This window comes from Bradyrhizobium sp. SMVTL-02 (genome assembly GCF_051853005.1).
GTDB lineage: Bacteria > Pseudomonadota > Alphaproteobacteria > Rhizobiales > Xanthobacteraceae > Bradyrhizobium.
Genome location: NZ_CP182469.1, coordinates 8,023,636 through 8,042,699 on the forward strand (window position 1 = coordinate 8,023,636; position 19,064 = coordinate 8,042,699).

The window sequence follows — 19,064 nt, forward strand, 5'->3', positions numbered from 1 at the left end:
CCAAGGGGCCGCGGAGCTCATCGACGACACTGCGCAAGATTGGAGGAAGACCCTTTCCCTGATGAGTCAGATGGGGTATTGAGCCTGTTGCTGAGCCCCGTTAGCAGGGTGCTGCGCTTCAGGTTGATGATAAGCGTGGTCTGTGTCGAGCAGCGACAAACATCGGACGGAGAAGCGCAGCATGAAACATCACGCCGGATTGGACGTGTCGGTCAAAGAGACGTCCCTATGCATTGTCGACGAAACAGGCCGCATCTGCCGGGAAGTGAAAGTGGAGAGCCACCCGGAAGATCTTCTTGCTGTACTCAACGATCCGACTTGGCGGTTTGACCGGATCGGACTCGAGGCCGGGCCGCTGTCACAATGGCTGTTCAGCGGGCTGGCGGAAGCTGGCCTGCCGGCAATCTGCATCGAGACACGGCACGCCAAGGCGTTCCTCAAGGCGCAGGTGAACAAGAGCGACCGTAATGATGCGCGTGGCATTGCGCAGATGATGCGTGTCGGCTTGTTCCGGCCTGTCCACGTCAAGACCCTGACCAGTCAGAAGCGATGGGTCCTGCTTGCCGGTCGCAAGCTGCTTCAGGAGAAGCCCATTGCCATCGAGAATGACATTCGTGGGCTGTTGCGCAACTTCGGCTTGAAGGTTGGAATTGTGGGGGTGATCGGCTTCGAACAACGCATCCACGAACTCACCGTTGGTCAGCCGGAGCTGACCGAACTCATGGAACCGCTTCTCGTCGCCCGACGCGTTTTACGCGAACAGTTCACGCGACTGCATCGCAATGTGCTTCTGCTTGCCCGGGAAAGCGAGGTTTGTCGCCGGTTGATGACAATCCCCGGTGTTGGCCCCGTCAGGTCGTTGGCCTTTATCAGCACGATCGACGTTCCCGCCCGCTTCAAGAGTTCGAAAGCCGTCGGGCCCTCCCTCGGATTGACGCCAGTCCTCAACCAGTCCGGTGAAAGCCACCGCATCGGTCGGATCTCGCTGTGCGGCGATCAAGCCATGCGAGCGCTAATCTATGAGGCCGCGCAGGTCATGCTGACGCGGGTCCAGAAATGGTCCTGGCTCAAGGCGTGGGCCATGCAGATCGCCAAACGACGCGGGCAGCAAAAGGCGATCGTCGCTCTGGCGCGGCGGCTCGGCGTCATCATGCACCGCATTTGGAGCGATGGAACGGAATTCCGCTGGACACGGGAGGTCTCGCCCGCGGCACAATAGTGCGACGCGCGGTCCACACACTCGTTGTTTAGTGGGGCGAGGTCCCTCGCGGGACGATGGACGAGATGAGTTCGCTTTGGGCTCTTGTACGGTCGCATCCCTGCGATCAGCACGCGAGTCCGATTGTTCCGTCTCGTTCTACTGATCCCATGCTGGGAGAGCCATACGGCTGATCCCGAAGAGAAGCACGGCCCAGCGAGCGGTATCGAACCCGAGGAGGCGCCCAACCAAAGCCCTTGACCAAATCCGGCCGAATAGAGAAGACTCTAAGTCGCAAGAGGGCCATTTCGATATGCCCGACAGATGTTGGTGACCGCCTCCGGATCGGCCTCGATACAGTTAGTTCTCAAATGTTTCGAAGAAAAGCGCGAAGCCCTGCTTGCCCATTGAGATGGCGGTTTCGGCTTTTGTGCTACAGCGCCGCAACCGGGTCCACCGGTCGGGTGGAGAGATCTTCCGGTGGCCCTGACGGTCACTTTCAATGCCCTGTTCTGCTTGTGCAGTTGGCGTGGCCTCTATTGACCCGCCAGTGCATGCAGACGCATGCACCACAATACAGGGAATTGCGGCCCTACCAGAATCAAGCAGCGCCTCGATGAGGCGACCCAGGCCCAGCAACAGGAACGCTGGTGCTTGAAATGGCCCTCAGGCCTCGGGGCTTCTCGGCGGCGCTCCAACTACTGAGAGCCTGGTGTGTTAGATACGTCGCGGCCGATTCATTCCAGGATCTCACGACCTGTCAGGGCACGTTCGGCGGCGATGTCCGATGCCAAGCTTGGCTCGTTCAACCATGGGTAAAGAGACTCGAGCTGCTCCGAGTCGCCGAGCGTGAAACTGTCATCATCCCGAAAACCATGAATGTCGCGAAACCGGCGATCTCAAGTTGCATGCCCAAATCTTGTGAGTCCAGCCAACGGGTGATTGCTTCTAGTGGAGACATAGCTTTGTTCTCCTGTGGGGTTGATCGCGTTTCGGCCCGGAGAACACCGCGTAGTCAACTACAAGAATTCGTAGGTGACGGAAATCAAGAGCTGTCAGGCGTGCCGCCGCTAGTGTCTTTCCATTGAACGGAGAAGGGTACTCGCGCGCCATCAATGAGCCAAGCAGTGCGGCGCTTGTTGAAAGACAAAGAGCTAGCAGCCTTCACACCCCACGACCTCAGGCGTACGGCCGCGATAATCGTTCAGGCGGCAAGACTTTCCGTCGACTGCGTGAAGGCGCTACTGAACCACAACGATAAAGGCGTGACTGGCGTGTATGCCCGCTGGCACATGTTCGAAGAGAAGCGCGAAGCGGTAACCGCAATCGAAGGGCAGGTAGCGCCGATTACGGGCTGATACGTCAGCTCTTCTCTCGTTTGTATGGCGCCAGCGCGCGCTCCTCTGTGCTAATTGCCCATAAATGTTATGCCGTTATACCCGCCGTTCGAGAGGGCAGAGCGCAGGTCATCGGTCGAAGCTCTGATATCGTGAGCGATGATAGTTCCTGAGCTCCTCAGCATCGAACGTCGCGAGTTGGCGATCTGCCAGGCTCAAGACTGATCGGCCGCGAGCTCTGATGGCTGCAAGCACCGCAAGCGCCTGTGAGCGTAGGGACGTGATGTACCGCTCGAATATGTGCATCCGTGGGCCTGTATCCTACAACGTGGCGTCGCAAGCGGTGGTGGCCAGCCCGTGCCCTGGAGACGGGCTAGCCGCCTTTGCTCCCGAGAGGCTGAGTTCTCAAGTGCGACCACTTCGTATCGCTGAGAAGTGGCCTTGGCACCTATCAAAATTGGTGGGGACGAGAATGTAAGGTGGTGCGAGGGTCTTCGGCGCCGTCGAGGTACATTCCGACGCGAAACACAGCACGTTCTATGGAAGTCGCAGATGGTGAAGTGGTGGTTTTACAAAACTCACGAAGGGGGCGCTCAGATCGTTCCGACCGGGAAGGATTTTGCGGTCACGTTTGGCGGCGAGACATTGGGGTGTTATGCTTCGCCATCTTCAGCCGCCGAAGACTTGGCGAACGGTACATGCTCTCTTGGCCTTCGACCGGAGACCCATCAAGTCGGGCATACCGGAGAACATTAGCGAGTGGCAGCCCGTGCGGTGACTTACGGCTGTTTGGATCATCCACAGTCGAAGTTAGCGGCCACGTGGCTCGGCACCCCATGCGAATAAAGGTGCTGTCCCTACCACGCGCCGCTAACTTCAACGCCGCCAGCCTCCACGGCGGAAGAAGCTGACGGCAGGATATATCCATCAGGAAAAGCCATGGCACAACTACCAGAACCGGTCGGCTCCACCTCGTCAGACACGCTGTAAGCTCGTCCGACAGCCTTGCAGAGAGGGGAGAAATCCGCATGGCCAGACTCGCACGCGTCCGTTGCATCAGTAAGACCGACAGGACGAATCCACACGAGAGAATCAGCAGCATCGGCGGGGTATATTCGAACGGAAGTCACTGGAAGCAATCTGTCGTTCAGACGATCAGAGACATCGAAAGCGGCGCGTGGGAATTCTACGTCCAGGAAGACGGGCGCACTGCTGGTTTGATCGTGGCCAGACACGAAGGGTACAAGTACATCAAGACAACAGTGGACGGGATTCAGCCGAACAATCTCCTCTCGCTCCCTGAGTGTCCGTGAGGGGATATGATTCCCAGATCGCAGGCAGTGCGGGCGAGACGCCGTTCGGCTGCGCGGCCGCAGGCGCTGTCCATGCCACATCCCGCTTCCTGGCCCGGCATTTAGGGTCGTCTAGCGATATCGTGTTGACAATCACTGTCCGTTTGATCTGCTCTGGACGCTCTTGAAGCCACTCGAACACGTACTCAAGACTGATCGCCGTTTCGACTTCAGGGTCGCCCGGCCGCGCAGGCCCTTCGACAAACGCGAACTGCCCGCACGCTTTGCGAACCACACGGTCAACTAGTCCCATCACGATGCCGCCACAGAACGACGGGTTGCGATGGTGAAGTCTCCATTGGTGTCCACCATGTTCGTCGTGCTCCCCCATCATTGATGAATCGATGTCTTTGGGCTCCTGAGTTGGGTCGCGGGCCGTCGCTATAAGCTGGTCGATCTCGATGAGCAGGTCGTTGAGCGGTACCTCCGACATCGAGGCGGGAGGCAGTCTATCCAACCCGGTGACCGGGCCGCGCTCAAACGATGGCTGTCGGTGCTGCGCGGGGAAGGCGCGATCGCGCCATCGGTGCTGCCGCCTCTCACCCCGCACGAACGGATCTTCTGGGAGTTCGATGCCTACCTGCGATCAGAGCGCGGCTTGGCCCCGAGGTCCATCGTTCGCCATCTCCCGGTCATCCGCAGGTTCCTGCACGAGGTGTGCTCCGGCGGCGCCGCCGCCCCTGTGCAAGATCAGCCAAGAGGACGTGATCCGCTACATTGAGCGCCACGCCCAGGATTGGAGCCCGGGAACAGGCAAGGCGATGTGCTGGTAGCTGCGCGCCTTTCTCCGTTACCTCCACCATCGGGGGCTGAATGCGCGCCCGTTGGCGGATTCCGTTCCATCGATGCGACGATGGAAGCTCGCAACTCTGCCGACCTATCTGCCTGCCGCTCAGGTGCGGAAGGCTCTCGACGGTTGCGACCGAAAGACGGTGATGGGACGGCGCGACTACGCCATTCTGTTGTTGCTGGCCAAGCTCGGCCTGCGGGCCGACGAGGTCGCGACGCTCACGCCCGATGATATCGACTGGGCGTGCCAGCGAGATACTCGTTCGCGCCAAGGGCCGACAGCGTGCACGGATGCCGATACCGCCAGACGTTGGCGCGTCCATCGTTGCATATCTGCGCAATGGCCGCCCAAAGTCGTCGTGTCGACGGTTGTTCGTCCGCACACTCGCGCCGCACGTCGGCTTTGCTTCCGGATGTGCGATCACCATGATCGCCAAGGCCGCCCTCGATCGCGCTGGAATGGAAGGTTGCGCACACCGTGGCGCCCATATCTTCCGACACAGTCTCGCTACCGAGCTTCTCCGATCCGGCGCGACCTTGTCGGAGATCGGACAGTTGCTGCGGCACGAGAACCACGACACCACCCGGATCTACGCGAAGGTCGACATCGATGCGCTGAGAACATCGAGCCGACCCTGGCCGGGAGGCGTGCAATGACCAATCTGCGCGCCGCACTCGATAAGTACCTGAGCATGCGCAAGGGGCTGGGATACAAGTACGAGCACCAGACCCGTCGGCTCGCCGACTTCGTTGCCTTCATGGAGAAGCGCAAAGCCAGGATCATCACGACGAAGCTGGCAATGGAATGGGCAACGCTGCCGCCCGATCGTCATGCATCCTGGGCGCTGATTGAGCGACGTGCGCGGGTTCGCGCGCCATGTTGCCAGGTTCGATCCGAGAACGGAGGTGCCGCCCGTCGGCATCCTGCCGGGATGGAAGCGCGCCAAGCCCTATGTCTACAGCGACGCGAAGATCGATGCGTTGCTGACAGCAGCCCTGGCTCTGCCGCCGGCGGACGGGCTGCGCCGATGGGCCTACCATACCCTGTTCGGGCTGATCGCGGTGACGGGCATGCGTATATCCGAGGCGATGGGCCTGGAGCGTGATGACGTCGACCTCGACGCCGGCGTGCTGACGGTCCGGCTGACCAAGTTCGGCAAGCCGCGGCTCGTGCCATTGCATCCGACGACGAGAACCGCGCTGCGCGACTACGCCGACCGGCGCGACGCGCGGCTCGGATCACGCTGCGGCTCGACTTTCTTCGTTGCCGAACAGGGAGGCCGCTTGCTGCACCAGTACGTTCATCGCGTTTTCTGGCGATTGTCCGGAGAGATTGGGCTGCGGCACCCAGGTGAACGTAGCGGGCCACGCGTGCACGGCTTCCGTCATCGCTTCGCCATCCGGACGCTGCTCGACTGGTATCGCGAAGGCAAGGACGTCGAGCAGCAACTCCCAGTGCTCTCCACTTACCTCGGCCACGTCTGCGTGCGCGATACTTACTGGTATCTCTCGGCCTGCCCCGAGTTGATGGAAGAAGCGGCGCGCGGCGTCTCGATCGGCGATGGGAGGCGACGCCATGAAGCCCGCCTGCAATGTCGCCACGCTGATCGAGCGCTTCTTCACCGAGCGCCTCATGCGCCAGCGCAATGTTAGCGCCAACACGATCGCCTCCTACAGGGTACGCATCCGGCCAGCACCCCGGGCAGGCGCGCCGGTCTGCCGCGGCGCTCAGGCAGCAGCCGCTTTGGACTGTTGGGTCGCCTTCCAATTCCACGGGAGCAGGTCGGCGACTCTATTGACGGGGTGATCTGGAAGCCTGGCCAACACGTCAGCGAGCCAGGCTTGCGGATCAACGTCGTTCATCTTGCAGGTTTCGGTCAGGGTATAGACAGCGGCGGCACGATTGCCGCCAGCATCTGAACCGGCGAAGGTCCAATTTCGTCTTCCGACAGCCACACCGCGTAACGCTCGTTCGGCAGCGTTGTTCGAGAGGCAGATGCGGCCATCGTCCAGGAAGCGGGTGAACGCCGCCCAGCGGTTGAGCAGGTAGTTGATCGCCTTTGCAGTATCGTTGCCTGATGAGAGCAAGGTTCGCTGCTGGCGCATCCAGATTTCGAGATCGGCGACGATCGGCCTCGACTTATCACGACGTGCCGCAAGCCGCTGTTTCGGCGTTTTGCCGTTGATGGTGCGCTCGATCTCGAACAGGATATCGATGCGTCGCACGGCCTCGCTGGCAATCGGCGCCTCTCCAGATTTCGCCAGACTTTCTGCGGCCGTGGCTCCAACAGGCCGCTTCAAGGATCGGAGCTGGCTTCCTCTGGGCCTTGTAGAGCTGGTTATATCCATCGAAGGCATCGGCCTGCATGAGGCCCACATAGCCGGCAAGATGGCTTTGCGGATGTTCTCCAGCCCGGTTGCGTGAGTAGTAGAACAGGGCCGCCGGCGGATCCGTGCCGCCAAACGGCCGGTCATCGCGAACATAGGTCCAGATCCGGCCGGTAACCGTCTTAAGCTTGGCCAGCACCGGCACCGTCGTATCGTCGGCGTGGATGCGTTCCGCGCTCATGATATGGATCCGGATCGCCTCAATAATGGGATCGAGCGCCACCACGCAGGCGCCAATCCGATCCGCCAGGGTCGAGACATCGATTTCGACCCTTCGCGGGCATACGTCTTGCTCTGCCGGTTCAATGGCTGATGCAGCAGGAACTTGTTGACCAGCACCATCGCCAGCAGGTTCGGCCCGGCAAAGCCTCGTGGGATCGGATGGGAGGGTGCCGGCGCTTCTGTGATCGCCTCGCAATCCCGGCAGGAGAACTTTTCGCGGACATGCTCGATAATCTTCCAGCGCCGCGGCTCGCATTCCAGGGTCTTCGAGACCACCTCGCCGAGCTTGTGCAGCCGCTCGCTGCCGCACTTACCACATGCGCAAGGCGCGGGTTCGACGACGCGCTCGACCGGCAGATTGTCCGGCAACGGACGTCGCGGCGGCCGTGGATTTTGCGCGCGCTTCTCCTTGGCGGCCCCTGGCGCGGCGAGTTCGGCCTTGGTTTCCTGTTCGGCCTGCGTCTCTTCGAGATCCTCGATGGCAAGCTCGAGCTGTTCGACCAGCAGCTTGCCGCGTTCGGAGGATTGCCCGAACTGTTCGCGCCGTGCCTTGGCCAGCATCAGCTTCAGCCGCTCGATTCCCAGTCGACCGACGGTCACTTCGCTCTTCGCCAGCGCCAGTTGTTCGCGCTGCGCAAGGATTATTGCGTGCGCAGCGGCAAGGTCGGCGGGAAGCGGATCGGAAGGCGCTGTCACGAGGGCAAATCAATCATATTCGCCGCTAAAATTCGCATCTCCCTCGTGAGTCAATAAGCCACAGCTTAACCGGAAGCCTGCGGACGCCAGGTTGCCTGCGGCATTCGCCAGTCAATTCCGGACAGGAGATAGGATAGTTGCGCAACGCTGATTGTCACAACGCCGTCCGCCAGCGATGGCCACAAAAAGCGGCCGCGCTCCAACCGCTTCGTGAACAGACATGCGCCCTGGCCATCATGCCAAATGATCTTGATCAGGTCGCCGCGGCGGCCCCTAAAAACGTAAAGATCACCAGCGTGCGGATCACGCTTCAAGCTCTCCTGAACCAGACGCGCAAGGCTCGGGAAGCCTCGGCGCATATCGGTATGGCCGGTCGCAAGCCACACCCGGCACATTACCTGGTATGGCGATCATCGGCGCTCAAGCACCTCGAGAACCCGCGCCAGCGCCTCCGGGTCGACGTGCGCATCCACCCGGATGCGTCGCCGGTTGCCAAGATCAATCTTGATCAATCCAGTACGCGCGGACGCTACGGAGCGCACCCGGCCGTCACCCGCAGGCAAAAGCTTCGGAGTTTCCTCCACCTCCGTAGCGACGATCTGCACCGGCGCAAAAGATGGTACAACCTGCTCTGATGTCCGTGCTTGTCGACGCCAGGTAAACACTAGGCTGGTCGCGACTCCGTTGCGGCGCGCAACCTCAGTCACCTTCGCGCCCGGCACCAACGTCTCCTCGACAATCCGCGCTTTGTCGTCCTGCGACCAGCGCCGCCGCCGCTCCAGCCCGCCCAAAACCTCGACCCGCATCGCCTGATGACCTTAAAGCTAGACTTAAGGTCACACGCTTCGCGAATTACCTCGCGTCAGGCAAGACGGCGCCCGTCGGATGCGTACCCTACAGGGACACGTTCCGGCTGCTGTTCATGTTCGCACAGGTGCAGCTGCGGAAGCCCCCATCGGCCCTGACGCTCATCGAGCTGGACGCAATGTTCATCGGCGCATTCCTCAACCGATCTCGAGGTAAAGCGCGGCGCCAGCGCGAAGACGCGCAACCTGCGTCTGACCGCCATCCGATCCTTTTTCAGGTTCGTGTCCTTCGAGGAACCGGCACACAGTGCGCTGATCCAGCGCGTGCTCGCCATACCGAGCAAGCGCCACGACAAGCGACAGGTGCACTTCCTGACGCGCCCTGAGATCGAGGCGGTTCTCGCTGCGCCCGATCGAACGACGTGGCTTGGCCGCCGCGATCACACCTTGCTGCTGGTCGCGGCCCAGACGGGCTTACGCCTCTCAGAGCTGACGGGCCTTGACCGGGATGCCGTCCACCTCCGGTCTGGCGCACACGTACGATGCGTCGGTAAAGGGCGGAAGGAGCGGACCACTCCGCTGACCACACTCGCTCGGTGTGCGCTCCAGGCATGGCTCAAGGAACCGTTGCGGAAAGGAGCAACAGCGTTGTTCCCCAACGTGCACGGGGGCCGGCTCAGTGCCGACAGCGTCCAGTCCCTGCTGGGAAAGCATGTTCGTGTCGCTCACAAGAGTTGCCCGTCTTTGAAGGCCAAGAGCGTGTCACCGCACGTGCTGAGGCACAGCGCTGCGATGGAACTGCTGCAGGCCGGTGTCAACTGCTCCGTGATCGCGCTGTGGCTCGGTCATGAATCGGTCGAGACGACGCAGACGTACCTGCACGCCCACCTCGCCCTCAGGAAGCTGCCCTGGCGAAGCTCAAGCCGTACGAGCGCGGCAAGCAAACCCGCTTCCAGCCGAACGACCGCCTGCTCGCCTTCTGGAGGCGCTCTGACCGACCAGACTATGCCGAATGGAATGGGGCTGCCGTGCACGCGATCGACGGTGCCAGCGTGACAACGGCGTGCCATACCAAACCAGTTCGGCATAGTTCGGCGGGCGGCATAAACGGCAAAGATGAACGGCATCGACCCGCCTCCGTCGTGGTGGCGCAGCCGTGTAAAATCTGTCCCATAGCCCTTCCTTCGAATCGTGCGACAAGGATGCCATCAAAGTCTGGGGACTAAACATCCAGTGACGCTCGCGTGCAGCTCGCTCTCTCCTGCCAGTACCAGCTTGCTTCGTTGGCTCCTCGTATGGCGGCCAGTCGAGCCCTACGGCGGCGGCGGGTTGATCATTTGAAGTCGCTTTGCTTAAGACATGAAAAACCTCTTTCCGCTCTCCTGACAAGGCACTCAGTCGAATGCTGCTAGTCACATAAAATGGTGCACGGCGCCCTTGACCGCGCCGCCATGCGACAGACAGTCAGCTAAGTTAACCGAGCTCAGCGCTAGACCTCATCTCGGCGTGTAGCCTGGCAGCCCCCTTTCAGGCCGCATGGGATCGAAGCTAGTTGGGGAGAGACTGACGGCCTAGGCACGGGGCGGAGCGTTGATCGGGGGCTCGCATTAATAGTGTAACGGCTGTGGCATCGATTCGAACCCAATTGGAGCTAGTTTTCATCTGAGCTCCCGGGGACAGGTGCTTGCGGCGTCACTGCACCCCTGCAATTCGTCGGAGAGACGCCTTTTGCCTCCTCGAAGAGCGGTGAAACGCTATGCTTCGTGAGCAGTCGAGGTGTTCGTGTCGCGCTAACGACAACTGTCGCGAAGCCAACAGCAAGCACAAAAAGCCTAGACCAATTTACTCGCGAGCGCTGGCTCAGTTCCTGCATAGCAGCAGCCTTCGATGCAGTGGGCGCCCTTTCTGAAGAACGATTGTTCGTCTACGGCGCGGCAACATCTGGAAGTCTCACGTCATGCGCAAGGTATCGATTACTGCCGTTCTGATGCTCGTCTCATGCAATGCTATCGCCAACGACGATTTGATGATGACAGCCAAACAGATCTTCAAACCGATCCCTTCTGCTATCCCCGCCCTAAAGGACAATCCCTTGACGACCGAGAAAGCGGAGCTGGGGAAGATGCTGTTCTTCGACCCTCGTTTGTCAGCGAGTGGGATCATTAGCTGCAATACGTGCCACAATCTTGGCACCGGCGGCGTAGACGCGGGTCCAACGTCAGTTGGTCACGGCTGGCAACGGGGAGCGCGGCGGGCGCCGACCGTCTACAATTCGGTGTTCAATGTCGCGCAATTCTGGGACGGACGCGCGCCGGATCTTAAGGCACAAGCTAAGGGGCCCGTTCAGGCGAGCGCCGAAATGAATGCGACCGCGGATCACGTAACGAGCACGCTGAATTCGATGGAAGATTATGTCGGCAAGTTCAAGCAAGCATTCCCGCGTGATACACCGCCCGTCACCTTCGACAATTTCGCGAAAGCGCTCGAGGCTTTCGAAGCGACGCTCACGACACCGGGAGCTCCGTTCGACCAATACCTGAACGGCGATGGCAACGCGCTGGATGACCACCAAAAGGCAGGATTGCGGCTGTTCATGGACAAGGGCTGCGCCTCCTGCCACAACGGAATCAATATTGGTGGGCAGGAGTTTTTCCCGTTCGGCCTGATTGAAAGACCAGACATCAAACTGCTTCCCGCAGCCGACCAGGGGCGTTTCGAGGTCACGAAGGCCTCCAGCGACCGATACGTGTTCCGCGTCGCCCCTTTGCGCAACGTTTCCTTGCGGGCTCCCTACTTCCATTCGGGTCAGGTTTGGACGCTCCAGGAAGCCGTAGGCATTATGAGTGAGGTCCAGCTCGGCGCCAAGCTCACCGAAAACGAGAAGAACGATATCGTCGCGTTTCTTAGTTCACTGAGTGGCCGTCTACCCAAGATCGAATATCCGATACTTCCAACGCGCACAAAGGAGACGCCGCCACCGTCCTTAGACAGGTAAGTCGTTGTTCACTATAGTGGGTGTTCTAGGGTTCAGTTGCGGCGAGGCAGGTCCGCTTTGCAGCTGCCGCAAGCCCGAGCGCGTTCAGGCTCATCGAACCGATCTCTGAGCAATCGCACTCCTCCCTATCGCGAAACACTGGATCAAAGGTGAAGAGCGGCCGCATCCCAGGTGTCGTGCGAGCTGTAACGGGGGTGAGATGACGACAGTCATTGAAAATCTGCTCGCTCGAAAGCAGAAAGTCGAGGCGGCCTGACGATGCTCAGGCCCGTCAAAGGGATTTGCGCCCCTCACCGCCGCGACGCTCGCCGACGCTGCGCTTGGGCGAGCGAGCGACGGCGGCTGCAATGGAATCGATTGGTCGGACCCCAATAATCAATTTTGCTGAACTTGACCCTCAGAATTTAAGCCGCACCATGGTTGCGCGATCCCTCCCAGCGTCGCGTAAGAGCTTGCTGCTGAGACTCTGAATCGACGGCTTGCGGACTGTTATGCCCGAGCCATCAATGACAGTTGGGTCTGCGCGCCTCAGCTCCCACAACCTGCCTTGGCAGCATAGTTGAGAGGTTTCCCCAGAGCAACGTGCCCGGATCACGACTAAATAATTCGCGTGACATTGCGACAGCGTGCCCTTCTTCTTGGCACTGACAGAACCCCCACCGCCGAGCTCTCCAGCGTGCGGCGTCGACGCTACGTGCCGGCAGGTCATCGAGAAGACGACATTTGGATCGTGCTGCCCGGTAAAGCGATCTGACGATCTGCTCGAAGGCGACCGTGCGAGAGTGCACCGTGCGTGGTCGCGAAATTGAGGACGATCTCGAACGGTAGCGTATGCGAACACGCGCTACCTATCAGCCGATCATCACTCTGCGCTCGCCAAGTATTGCTCGGGCAGTGGTTGCGCAGCAGTCGGTATCGAGACAATGTCAGCAACTTGACGCCACACGTCGCGACGAAGTGCCTGCAATCCCGCGGTTCACTTCAGCACGCGACTTGCTCTCTGGCGCATCATCACCAATCGTAGTGTGCGTTGGTCTTCGAGACGGACTCGGCTCGCGCCGCAGCGACTGCTCCGCCGCGAGGGATGGCGTCATGGCTAGAACAAGACCCGTCGCATCTATCGCGAATTGGGCCTGCAATTGCGCAATAAATCGCCGAAGCGGAGGGTCAAGGCCAAGCTGCGCGATGACCGCAGGCCAGCGACGCGCGCCAACGAGACCTGGGCGATGGACTTTGTTCATGACCAGCTGGCAAATGGTGGCAAGCTCCGGGTGCTCACGATCATCGATATCTTCTCTCGCTTCTCGCCGGCGCTGGAGCCGCGGCTCACCTTCCGCGGCACCGATGTCGTGGATGTTCTGGAAAGGCTTTGCAATGAAGTGGGAATCCCTGCCACGATCCGCGTCGATCAAGGCAGCGAGTTTGTGTCGCGTGACGTCGACCTCTGGGCCTACCAACGCGGCGTCACGCTGGACTTCTCACGCCCGGGCAAACCGACTGACAATGCTTTTATCGAAGCGTTCAATGGCCGCTTCCGTGCCGAATGCCTCAACGCCCACTGGTTCCTGTCGCTTGCGGACGCCCGGGAAAAGGTGGAGACTTGGCGCAGATACTACAACCGCGCATCAGAACACCCATTTGTCTATGTTGTTGAAGAGAAGAGACGTTGTTGATCGGGATGCGATCCTGCCGGGTATCTTGGGTTCTGCCGCGCTCGTTCGGTGATGGATGTGGCGGCATCCGTGGTCAAGGCCGCGCGCGCGAAGATCCATGGCCCATCCGGCAGAGGGTGGACCGCTTCGATCTGACCAGCTTCTGCGGCCAAGCGCAGCGTCTTGGATGCGACCTTGATAAGCCTGGCGGCGTCGGAGAGATTGAGCCATGGCTCGACGCTATCCTCGGCCCGCCGAAAGACGGGTATCCGATGATAAGATCGCGTGGTTGTGACGCGCTCACGGGTCCAACGGTTGCCGTTGCCCGTCTTGAGGCCGTTGCGGTTGAGCAGGCCCGCAATCAGGTCGTCGCTGGCGATCAGCACCAGTTGCCGGATGGCTGCGATGATGTCACCGGAGGTGCTGTTACGCTGCCCCCGTCGACGCTTCGGCAGCCGCATCTCGCTGTGAGCGCCGCCCGCCCAATGCACGACAAGAACGATCTCGGACGCTTCGTCATCGATATCGGCAACGACCTCGTGGATCAGCGTACGGACGATGCGCTTCTTCAGCCGCGCATCGATGGTCGGCCCTGACCAGATTGACTTGAGGTCTGAGGCCAGCACGCTGAGCATCGTTGGATCGATCGCTGTCGGTGCGGTCGTCGCATCATGCGCGGCAATCTTGCTCTCTACCTCGACGACGCGGGCAAGCGAGCGATTCCAGCGCGTCTCAAGCTCCGCGGCAACCAGGCGATTTGCCGGATCCGCCGTGTCATATTGCCGGAAGGCACGATCGGCGGCGTAACGGGCCGCTTCGAGATCACGGCCGAGTGCTTCGCGAACTTGATCCCTCTGATGTGTGGCTTGGGCTGCGGCGGCCGTGGCCGCCGCAACGGCGCCGGGTCCGACAACGCCGAGCAGTGCCCCTTCGATCGCATCATCGACGCGCAAGCCACCGAACGCGATGCAGCGCGGTTCGCCGTTGTCCATCCAGCCGCGCGAGCAGCTGTAACGGGGGATGTGATGCTTCATACCGCTGTAGCGCAGCGTCAGCTTGCGGCCACAACGCCGGCAGCGGATGAGCCCAGCGAGCAGCGCCTCGCCATGCTTGGGCGCGCCATGATGCCGGCTCGTGGGCACGTTACTGGAGACCATTGTACGGATCGCTTCGAACCTCTCCCAGTTCACATAGCCTTCGTGGGCGTCCGGCTTGAGGACGAGCCACTCGGCGCGCGCCTTCCGCCGGATCTTCGCGCCTGCGCCATGGACGCCGTACCCCGTCGCTACGGCTATTCTACCATAGGCGTAGGCTCCGCCGTAGACCGGGTTCTCGACCATCCTGTGGAGAGTCGCGTAGCTGGGCCGCCGCCAGGCTGTGTCGCCGTTCGGCTGCTTCACTGGTAGGTCGAGGCCGTGCTCATGGAACCACAGCAGCGCCTGCCGCGCGGTCCCGAGTTCCTCGATCTTGTCGAAGACGAGCGTAATGGCGTCCTGCACACGCCGGTCCGGATCCTTCTCGTAGCGATCACCGACCTTCACAAAGCCGACTGGCGTGGCCGCAATCAGTTCGCCACGGCTGGCCTTCTCGTAGCGTGCCGAGAGCGAGCGTTGTCGCAAAAGGTCCAGCTCATACTCGTTGAGGCTCCCCTTCAGCCCGAGAAGCAGTCGGTCGTTGCCATGCCGCGGAGCATAGACAGCTTCCTGGTCAACCAGCACCGTGTCGACGACGCGACACATCTCGATCAGCTGTTGCCAATCCCGGCTATTGCGGGCAAAGCGCGAGACCTCCCGCGCACAGACTGCGCCGACCTTGCCGAGGCAGACCTCGGCCACCATCCGCTCGAAGCCCGCGCGCTGGACGCCGCCGGGAGCGGAACGCCCAAGATCATCGTCGATCACCTCGATCTTGGACCACCCCAGCGCCGTCAATCGGTCGCGCATCGCGTATTGCAACGCGCTGCTCTCACGATTGTGCAGAACCTGATGGGCGGAGGACTGGCGCACATAGAGGATCGCCTTGCGTTCGAGATGGTGAGGGCGGACCTTGTCACTGATCATGACCGTCTTCCCTCTTCGCGAGCGTTGCGCTTACCCGTGCATGGTCCAGCACCAGCTGCGTCATCAAGTTCACCAGCGGATCCTGCGCCTCCTTCGGCAGCTCCCGCCATTCCGGTACCCCGACGGCGCCGTGCGCTATGCCACCCGTGAACAGGTCCATCTGATGCACGCCGAACCGCCGGTTGCGCCGAACCGGGTTCGCCGATATCGCCGTCCTGCTTGCCATGAGCCTCTCCCCGATTCTCATCGTGAGAGACTCCGCATGCACCGGAAAGCGGTTCATTCAATGATGATGTCGCGCTCTTGACCGCTGAATCGACAAGCGACCACAACGCGTTGAGCGCTTCCAGGCTGACAAGGGGCTCTGCCGTTAGGCTGCCACCGCGAGCACATGCCGCGCGGTCGAACATCCAGAATGGGATCTCCAGAAAACGCCGCGTCTCCGATCCATCCAGCGTGCAGCGGAAAACAACGCCGTCCGCCTTGTCGATCACACCATGGACGAAAACCTCGCGGCCTGCCCAAGGGTGATGCCGGTACAGAACCTCACGGCATACGGTCCCGTGGGCGTTCTCAAGCTTTGTTGTACAACGAGGAGCGGCCGCATGGAGCCATCGGCAATCGGCCGCCGATTTTGCTGCACAATCGCGCCGGCGCCACCAGCCCGCCAACGTGATCAGAGCGCAAAACTCTAGTTCTGGGTGGTCCAAAGTTCGGTCTCGCTACAAAGACCGCGAGAGTCTGGCTAGCGATGGATGAAAATTCCGTGGCAGATCATAGCCCTCGCGCACCGATAGAATGGCGCGGGGGATCAACTATCCTGAACAGCTTGTCGTCTAATCGCTGTCAACTGCCCTGGGTACCGGACCTTGTCGTCTTCGAGGTCGGAAGAATGTGCCGCCTCATCATGGCCCTCGCCAGTGGATCTCCCCATGTGATTCCCGCGGTCTGAAGCCGCCCAAGAAGTTACGGGATAATCCAGCCAGCGTCCTTCCAGGACGATCTACAGAGATATTGGCTTAGCTAGCTAGGCTCAGGTAGCCGGCGCAGCTGCGAACTCCGTGCCATCCAGCCAGATACGATGCAGGATGATGGAGAGTTTGCGCGCCACGGCGACCTTCGCCTTTCGCGACCCGATCCGAGCCATCAATTGCTGCCCCCAACGGCGGAGTGCACTATCTTTGCGCACGCGCGTCATGAGCGCGTTGGCCGCCTCGAACAGAAGGCTTCGGGCCATGCGGTCGCCTGACTTGGATATCCGGCCAGAGATATCGACCTCGCCGGATTGATAGCGCCGAGGTGTCAGGCCGAGAAACGCTCCGACATCGGTGGATCGGGAGAAGCGGTTAGGATCGTCGATGGCCGTCGTGAACGTCAATGCAGTAATCGCGCCTACACCGGGGATCGTTATCATGCGCTGGCAGGCCTCATGGGAGCGCGCGAGACGTAGAAGTTGCGAATCGAGCCTCTGCCTGCGCTCTCCCGCAACACGCCAAGCCTCAAGCAGCGCGTCAATGGCGCTTCGGATCAAGGGGTCCGCCGGACATCGCGTGAGCACTGCGCGCTCGAACGTTCCGCCCTTACCGGCTGCGAGCACCACGCCGAAGGTCTTCAGTAGACCACGAATTTGATTGTAAAGCGTCGTACGAATCGCAACGAGTTCGCTTCTGGCTGAGAGCAGGGCTCGGATACGACAGCTCTGCAGGCTCTTGATGGCGACGGGCCGGTACCAACCGGAGCGCACCACTTGCGCGATCCCAAATGCATCGTTCACGTCCGTCTTGTTAACTTGTAGCGAGAGCGCCGCCGCGACATGGCGCGCGTGGATGCAGTCGATTGGAACGTCGACAGCGCGCAGCCCATGCCAAAGCCAGATCGCCAGCGGCCCGGTTTCCATGCCGACCCGAACTGCGTCTGGAGCGTGCTCGCGCAGCGCCATTGCGATGCACTCCGGTTCCGAGGAGCATTTGCCCCGCCAAGTGCGCCGACCGTCACCGTCGATGACACAAATCTCCGTTTCCTTTTGCGATACGTCCAAACCAACATAAAGCGTCATCACATGCTCCTCTTTTGCACTGAGGAGAACATTCTGCCTCAGTCTCGCGCGTGCGATTAGGCCATGTGATTAACTGGTCGGCGCAGCCGACGACGCCGCCATCGAGAGCTTTTTTGACGCGCTTCCCGCCACCGTGATCGGCTCGCAACCACCGTTCGATCGCCACTCGAGCCGCTGTCGAGTAAGACCGTGCCGTCCTAGCGGCCGGAAATCAGAAGGCGGAGGAAGGCGGTCGCTTGGCCGAGCTGCGCGCGTCGCACCGCCGCGTTGATGTCACCGCGCCTCGATGGTGACGCTGCGCGCCGACACGGTTACCAGACACATGAGTGCGGCCAACATCGCAAATGCGTTCGGCAACCCCGCGAAGTTGGCGAGAAAACCGACGAACCCCGGTCCAACGAGGAGTCCCGCATAGCCAACCGTGGTGATTGCGGCAACCGCTAGACCTGTAGGCATTACCTTCTGAGTGCCGGCCCTCCGGAAGAGAATGGGAACCAGGTTTGATGCACCAAGACCAATGAGCAGGAAACTTGCCACCGCGAAGGCGACGCCTGGGGCGGCCAGCAGAAGCGCAAAACCCGCGACGGCCATCAGACTGCCGACCACCAGTGTCGCGCGGTCGCCCACGCGCGACACCACGGAATCGCCCGCCAGGCGCCCGACGGTCATGCCAATGGAGAACAGCATGAAGCCGACGCCACCCTGCGCTTTCGGTACGAGGCCACGGTCCACCAGCAGCAAGGCGCTCCAGTCGAGGATGGCTCCCTCAATAAGAAACGTGATCGCTGCTATTATCGCCAGCAGCACCACAATGGCATGCGGCATGACGAACAACGCCCCTCGCTGAGCCTGCGCTCTTTGGGGCAATCGCGACCAAGTCAGCACCATGATGCTCGCTATGAAACTCGCACAGATCAGGGTTGATGCAAAAGCACCAACATTCAACCAAAGCAATATGGTCATCGCGGCGGAGCCGGCAAAGCCGCCGATGCTGAATTGCGCGTGAAAACCGGACATCAGCGGACGCTTGGCTGCACATTCCACCTCGACCGCGTAGATATTCGCAGCGACATCGATCGCGCCGAGCGAGGCGCCGAAGGCGACCAGCGCGGCCCCGAGCGCCCAAGGCGTACCGGCAACCACCAGCCAAGGAAGGATGAGTGTAAGGCCGACCCCACCGATCAGAATGATCGGTTTACTGCCGTAGCGCGCACTCAACAAGGCGGTCAAAAGCATGGCGACAACCGAGCCAAAGCCCAAGCATAGCAGCAGAAGACCGAGAACGCCTTCGTCGACAGCCAGTCGTCCCTTCGCGAACGGCACCAGCGGCCCCCAGGCCGCCATACCAAAACCAGCGACAAAAAATGCAAGACGCGTCGCGAGTCGCGTGGCGGGCCGATCGGCAGACATCGTTTAGGAACTCCGGAGGAAATTGCTGGCGAGTGCAGCCCGCGGGTAATTTGCACAACTTTCCGCCATGTACGGCGATCGAAACCGAAGAGTCCACCTGTCA

Annotated in this window: 12 protein-coding genes and 3 pseudogenes; 8 read left to right on the top strand and 7 right to left on the bottom strand. The window is 60.9% G+C overall.

Annotation, left to right across the window (positions count from 1 at the left end; translation table 11 throughout):
* The first annotated feature begins 181 nt into the window (after positions 1 to 181).
* The 5 genes from ACNJYB_RS38415 (at position 182) to ACNJYB_RS38435 (ending at position 6,329) form a co-directional block, all read left to right on the top strand.
* Entirely contained in the window at positions 182 to 1,219 is a 1,038-nt protein-coding gene (locus ACNJYB_RS38415; RefSeq protein WP_439371744.1) for an IS110 family transposase, read from the top strand.
* A gap of 1,094 nt (positions 1,220 to 2,313) precedes the next feature.
* A complete protein-coding gene (locus tag ACNJYB_RS38420) occupies positions 2,314 to 2,556 on the top strand; it encodes a tyrosine-type recombinase/integrase (protein WP_439371745.1) in 243 nt (80 codons plus the stop codon).
* Positions 2,557 to 3,563: 1,007 nt separating this feature from the next.
* Entirely contained in the window at positions 3,564 to 3,848 is a 285-nt protein-coding gene (locus ACNJYB_RS38425) for a DUF3892 domain-containing protein (protein ID WP_061883397.1), read from the top strand.
* 1,119 nt (positions 3,849 to 4,967) lie between these two features.
* Positions 4,968 to 5,333: a tyrosine-type recombinase/integrase gene (locus ACNJYB_RS38430; RefSeq protein ID WP_439371746.1), complete on the top strand. Its 366-nt coding sequence runs from the start codon at positions 4,968 to 4,970 to the stop codon at positions 5,331 to 5,333.
* Between the two features lie 201 nt (positions 5,334 to 5,534).
* Positions 5,535 to 6,329, top strand: a complete 795-nt coding sequence (locus ACNJYB_RS38435) for a tyrosine-type recombinase/integrase (RefSeq protein ID WP_439375753.1) — start codon at positions 5,535 to 5,537, stop codon at positions 6,327 to 6,329.
* Between the two features lie 75 nt (positions 6,330 to 6,404).
* Here ACNJYB_RS38435 and tnpC read toward each other — a convergent pair.
* The 3 genes and pseudogenes from tnpC to tnpA form a co-directional block, all read right to left on the bottom strand.
* Positions 6,405 to 7,982 (bottom strand): annotated as a pseudogene (tnpC, locus tag ACNJYB_RS38440) (IS66 family transposase).
* 65 nt (positions 7,983 to 8,047) lie between these two features.
* On the bottom strand, positions 8,048 to 8,377 hold the full coding sequence (tnpB, locus tag ACNJYB_RS38445) for an IS66 family insertion sequence element accessory protein TnpB (protein WP_439371747.1): 330 nt from the start codon (positions 8,375 to 8,377) through the stop codon (positions 8,048 to 8,050).
* A 15-nt stretch (positions 8,378 to 8,392) separates the two neighbouring features.
* Entirely contained in the window at positions 8,393 to 8,788 is a 396-nt protein-coding gene (gene tnpA / locus ACNJYB_RS38450; protein WP_439371748.1) for an IS66-like element accessory protein TnpA, read from the bottom strand.
* Between the two features lie 89 nt (positions 8,789 to 8,877).
* On the opposite strand from tnpA, the pseudogene ACNJYB_RS38455 reads away from it, so the two are divergent.
* The 3 genes and pseudogenes from ACNJYB_RS38455 to ACNJYB_RS38465 all read left to right on the top strand — a co-directional run.
* A pseudogene (locus ACNJYB_RS38455) lies at positions 8,878 to 9,768 on the top strand (tyrosine-type recombinase/integrase); the annotation flags it as partial.
* Positions 9,769 to 10,745: 977 nt separating this feature from the next.
* Complete coding sequence (locus ACNJYB_RS38460) at positions 10,746 to 11,783, top strand: cytochrome-c peroxidase (RefSeq protein WP_061877637.1); 1,038 nt, start codon at positions 10,746 to 10,748, stop codon at positions 11,781 to 11,783.
* 1,004 nt (positions 11,784 to 12,787) lie between these two features.
* Positions 12,788 to 13,456, top strand: a pseudogene (locus ACNJYB_RS38465) (IS3 family transposase); the annotation flags it as partial.
* Here the strand turns inward: ACNJYB_RS38465 and ACNJYB_RS38470 are convergent.
* The 4 genes from ACNJYB_RS38470 to ACNJYB_RS38485 all read right to left on the bottom strand — a co-directional run bounded on the left by ACNJYB_RS38470 (position 13,426) and on the right by ACNJYB_RS38485 (position 18,961).
* Positions 13,426 to 15,495 (bottom strand): recombinase family protein, encoded by a 2,070-nt coding sequence (locus ACNJYB_RS38470; RefSeq protein WP_439371749.1) that lies wholly within the window; start codon positions 15,493 to 15,495, stop codon positions 13,426 to 13,428. The pseudogene ACNJYB_RS38465 and the gene ACNJYB_RS38470 overlap by 31 nt on opposite strands.
* Complete coding sequence (locus ACNJYB_RS38475; RefSeq protein WP_439371750.1) at positions 15,485 to 15,721, bottom strand: hypothetical protein; 237 nt, start codon at positions 15,719 to 15,721, stop codon at positions 15,485 to 15,487. Before ACNJYB_RS38475 ends, ACNJYB_RS38470 begins: the two co-directional genes overlap by 11 nt.
* 807 nt (positions 15,722 to 16,528) lie before the next feature.
* Positions 16,529 to 17,551 (bottom strand): IS110 family transposase, encoded by a 1,023-nt coding sequence (locus tag ACNJYB_RS38480; RefSeq protein ID WP_439368201.1) that lies wholly within the window; start codon positions 17,549 to 17,551, stop codon positions 16,529 to 16,531.
* Between the two features lie 273 nt (positions 17,552 to 17,824).
* Positions 17,825 to 18,961: an MFS transporter gene (locus ACNJYB_RS38485; RefSeq protein ID WP_439371751.1), complete on the bottom strand. Its 1,137-nt coding sequence runs from the start codon at positions 18,959 to 18,961 to the stop codon at positions 17,825 to 17,827.
* Positions 18,962 to 19,064: the final 103 nt, after the last annotated feature.

What these genes read in the sequence shown, in the direction of transcription:
- ACNJYB_RS38425 (WP_061883397.1), top strand. Translation starts at nt 3,564, where the DNA reads ATGGCCAGACTCGCACGCGTCCGTTGCATCAGTAAGACCGACAGGACG.
- ACNJYB_RS38430 (WP_439371746.1), top strand. Translation starts at nt 4,968, where the DNA reads ATGCCGATACCGCCAGACGTTGGCGCGTCCATCGTTGCATATCTGCGC.
- ACNJYB_RS38485 (WP_439371751.1), bottom strand. Translation starts at nt 18,961, where the DNA reads ATGTCTGCCGATCGGCCCGCCACGCGACTCGCGACGCGTCTTGCATTT.
- ACNJYB_RS38480 (WP_439368201.1), bottom strand. Translation starts at nt 17,551, where the DNA reads ATGACGCTTTATGTTGGTTTGGACGTATCGCAAAAGGAAACGGAGATT.
- ACNJYB_RS38470 (WP_439371749.1), bottom strand. Translation starts at nt 15,495, where the DNA reads ATGATCAGTGACAAGGTCCGCCCTCACCATCTCGAACGCAAGGCGATC.
- ACNJYB_RS38460 (WP_061877637.1), top strand. Translation starts at nt 10,746, where the DNA reads ATGCGCAAGGTATCGATTACTGCCGTTCTGATGCTCGTCTCATGCAAT.
- ACNJYB_RS38475 (WP_439371750.1), bottom strand. Translation starts at nt 15,721, where the DNA reads ATGGCAAGCAGGACGGCGATATCGGCGAACCCGGTTCGGCGCAACCGG.
- ACNJYB_RS38415 (WP_439371744.1), top strand. Translation starts at nt 182, where the DNA reads ATGAAACATCACGCCGGATTGGACGTGTCGGTCAAAGAGACGTCCCTA.
- tnpB (WP_439371747.1), bottom strand. Translation starts at nt 8,377, where the DNA reads ATGTGCCGGGTGTGGCTTGCGACCGGCCATACCGATATGCGCCGAGGC.
- ACNJYB_RS38420 (WP_439371745.1), top strand. Translation starts at nt 2,314, where the DNA reads ATGAGCCAAGCAGTGCGGCGCTTGTTGAAAGACAAAGAGCTAGCAGCC.
- tnpA (WP_439371748.1), bottom strand. Translation starts at nt 8,788, where the DNA reads ATGCGGGTCGAGGTTTTGGGCGGGCTGGAGCGGCGGCGGCGCTGGTCG.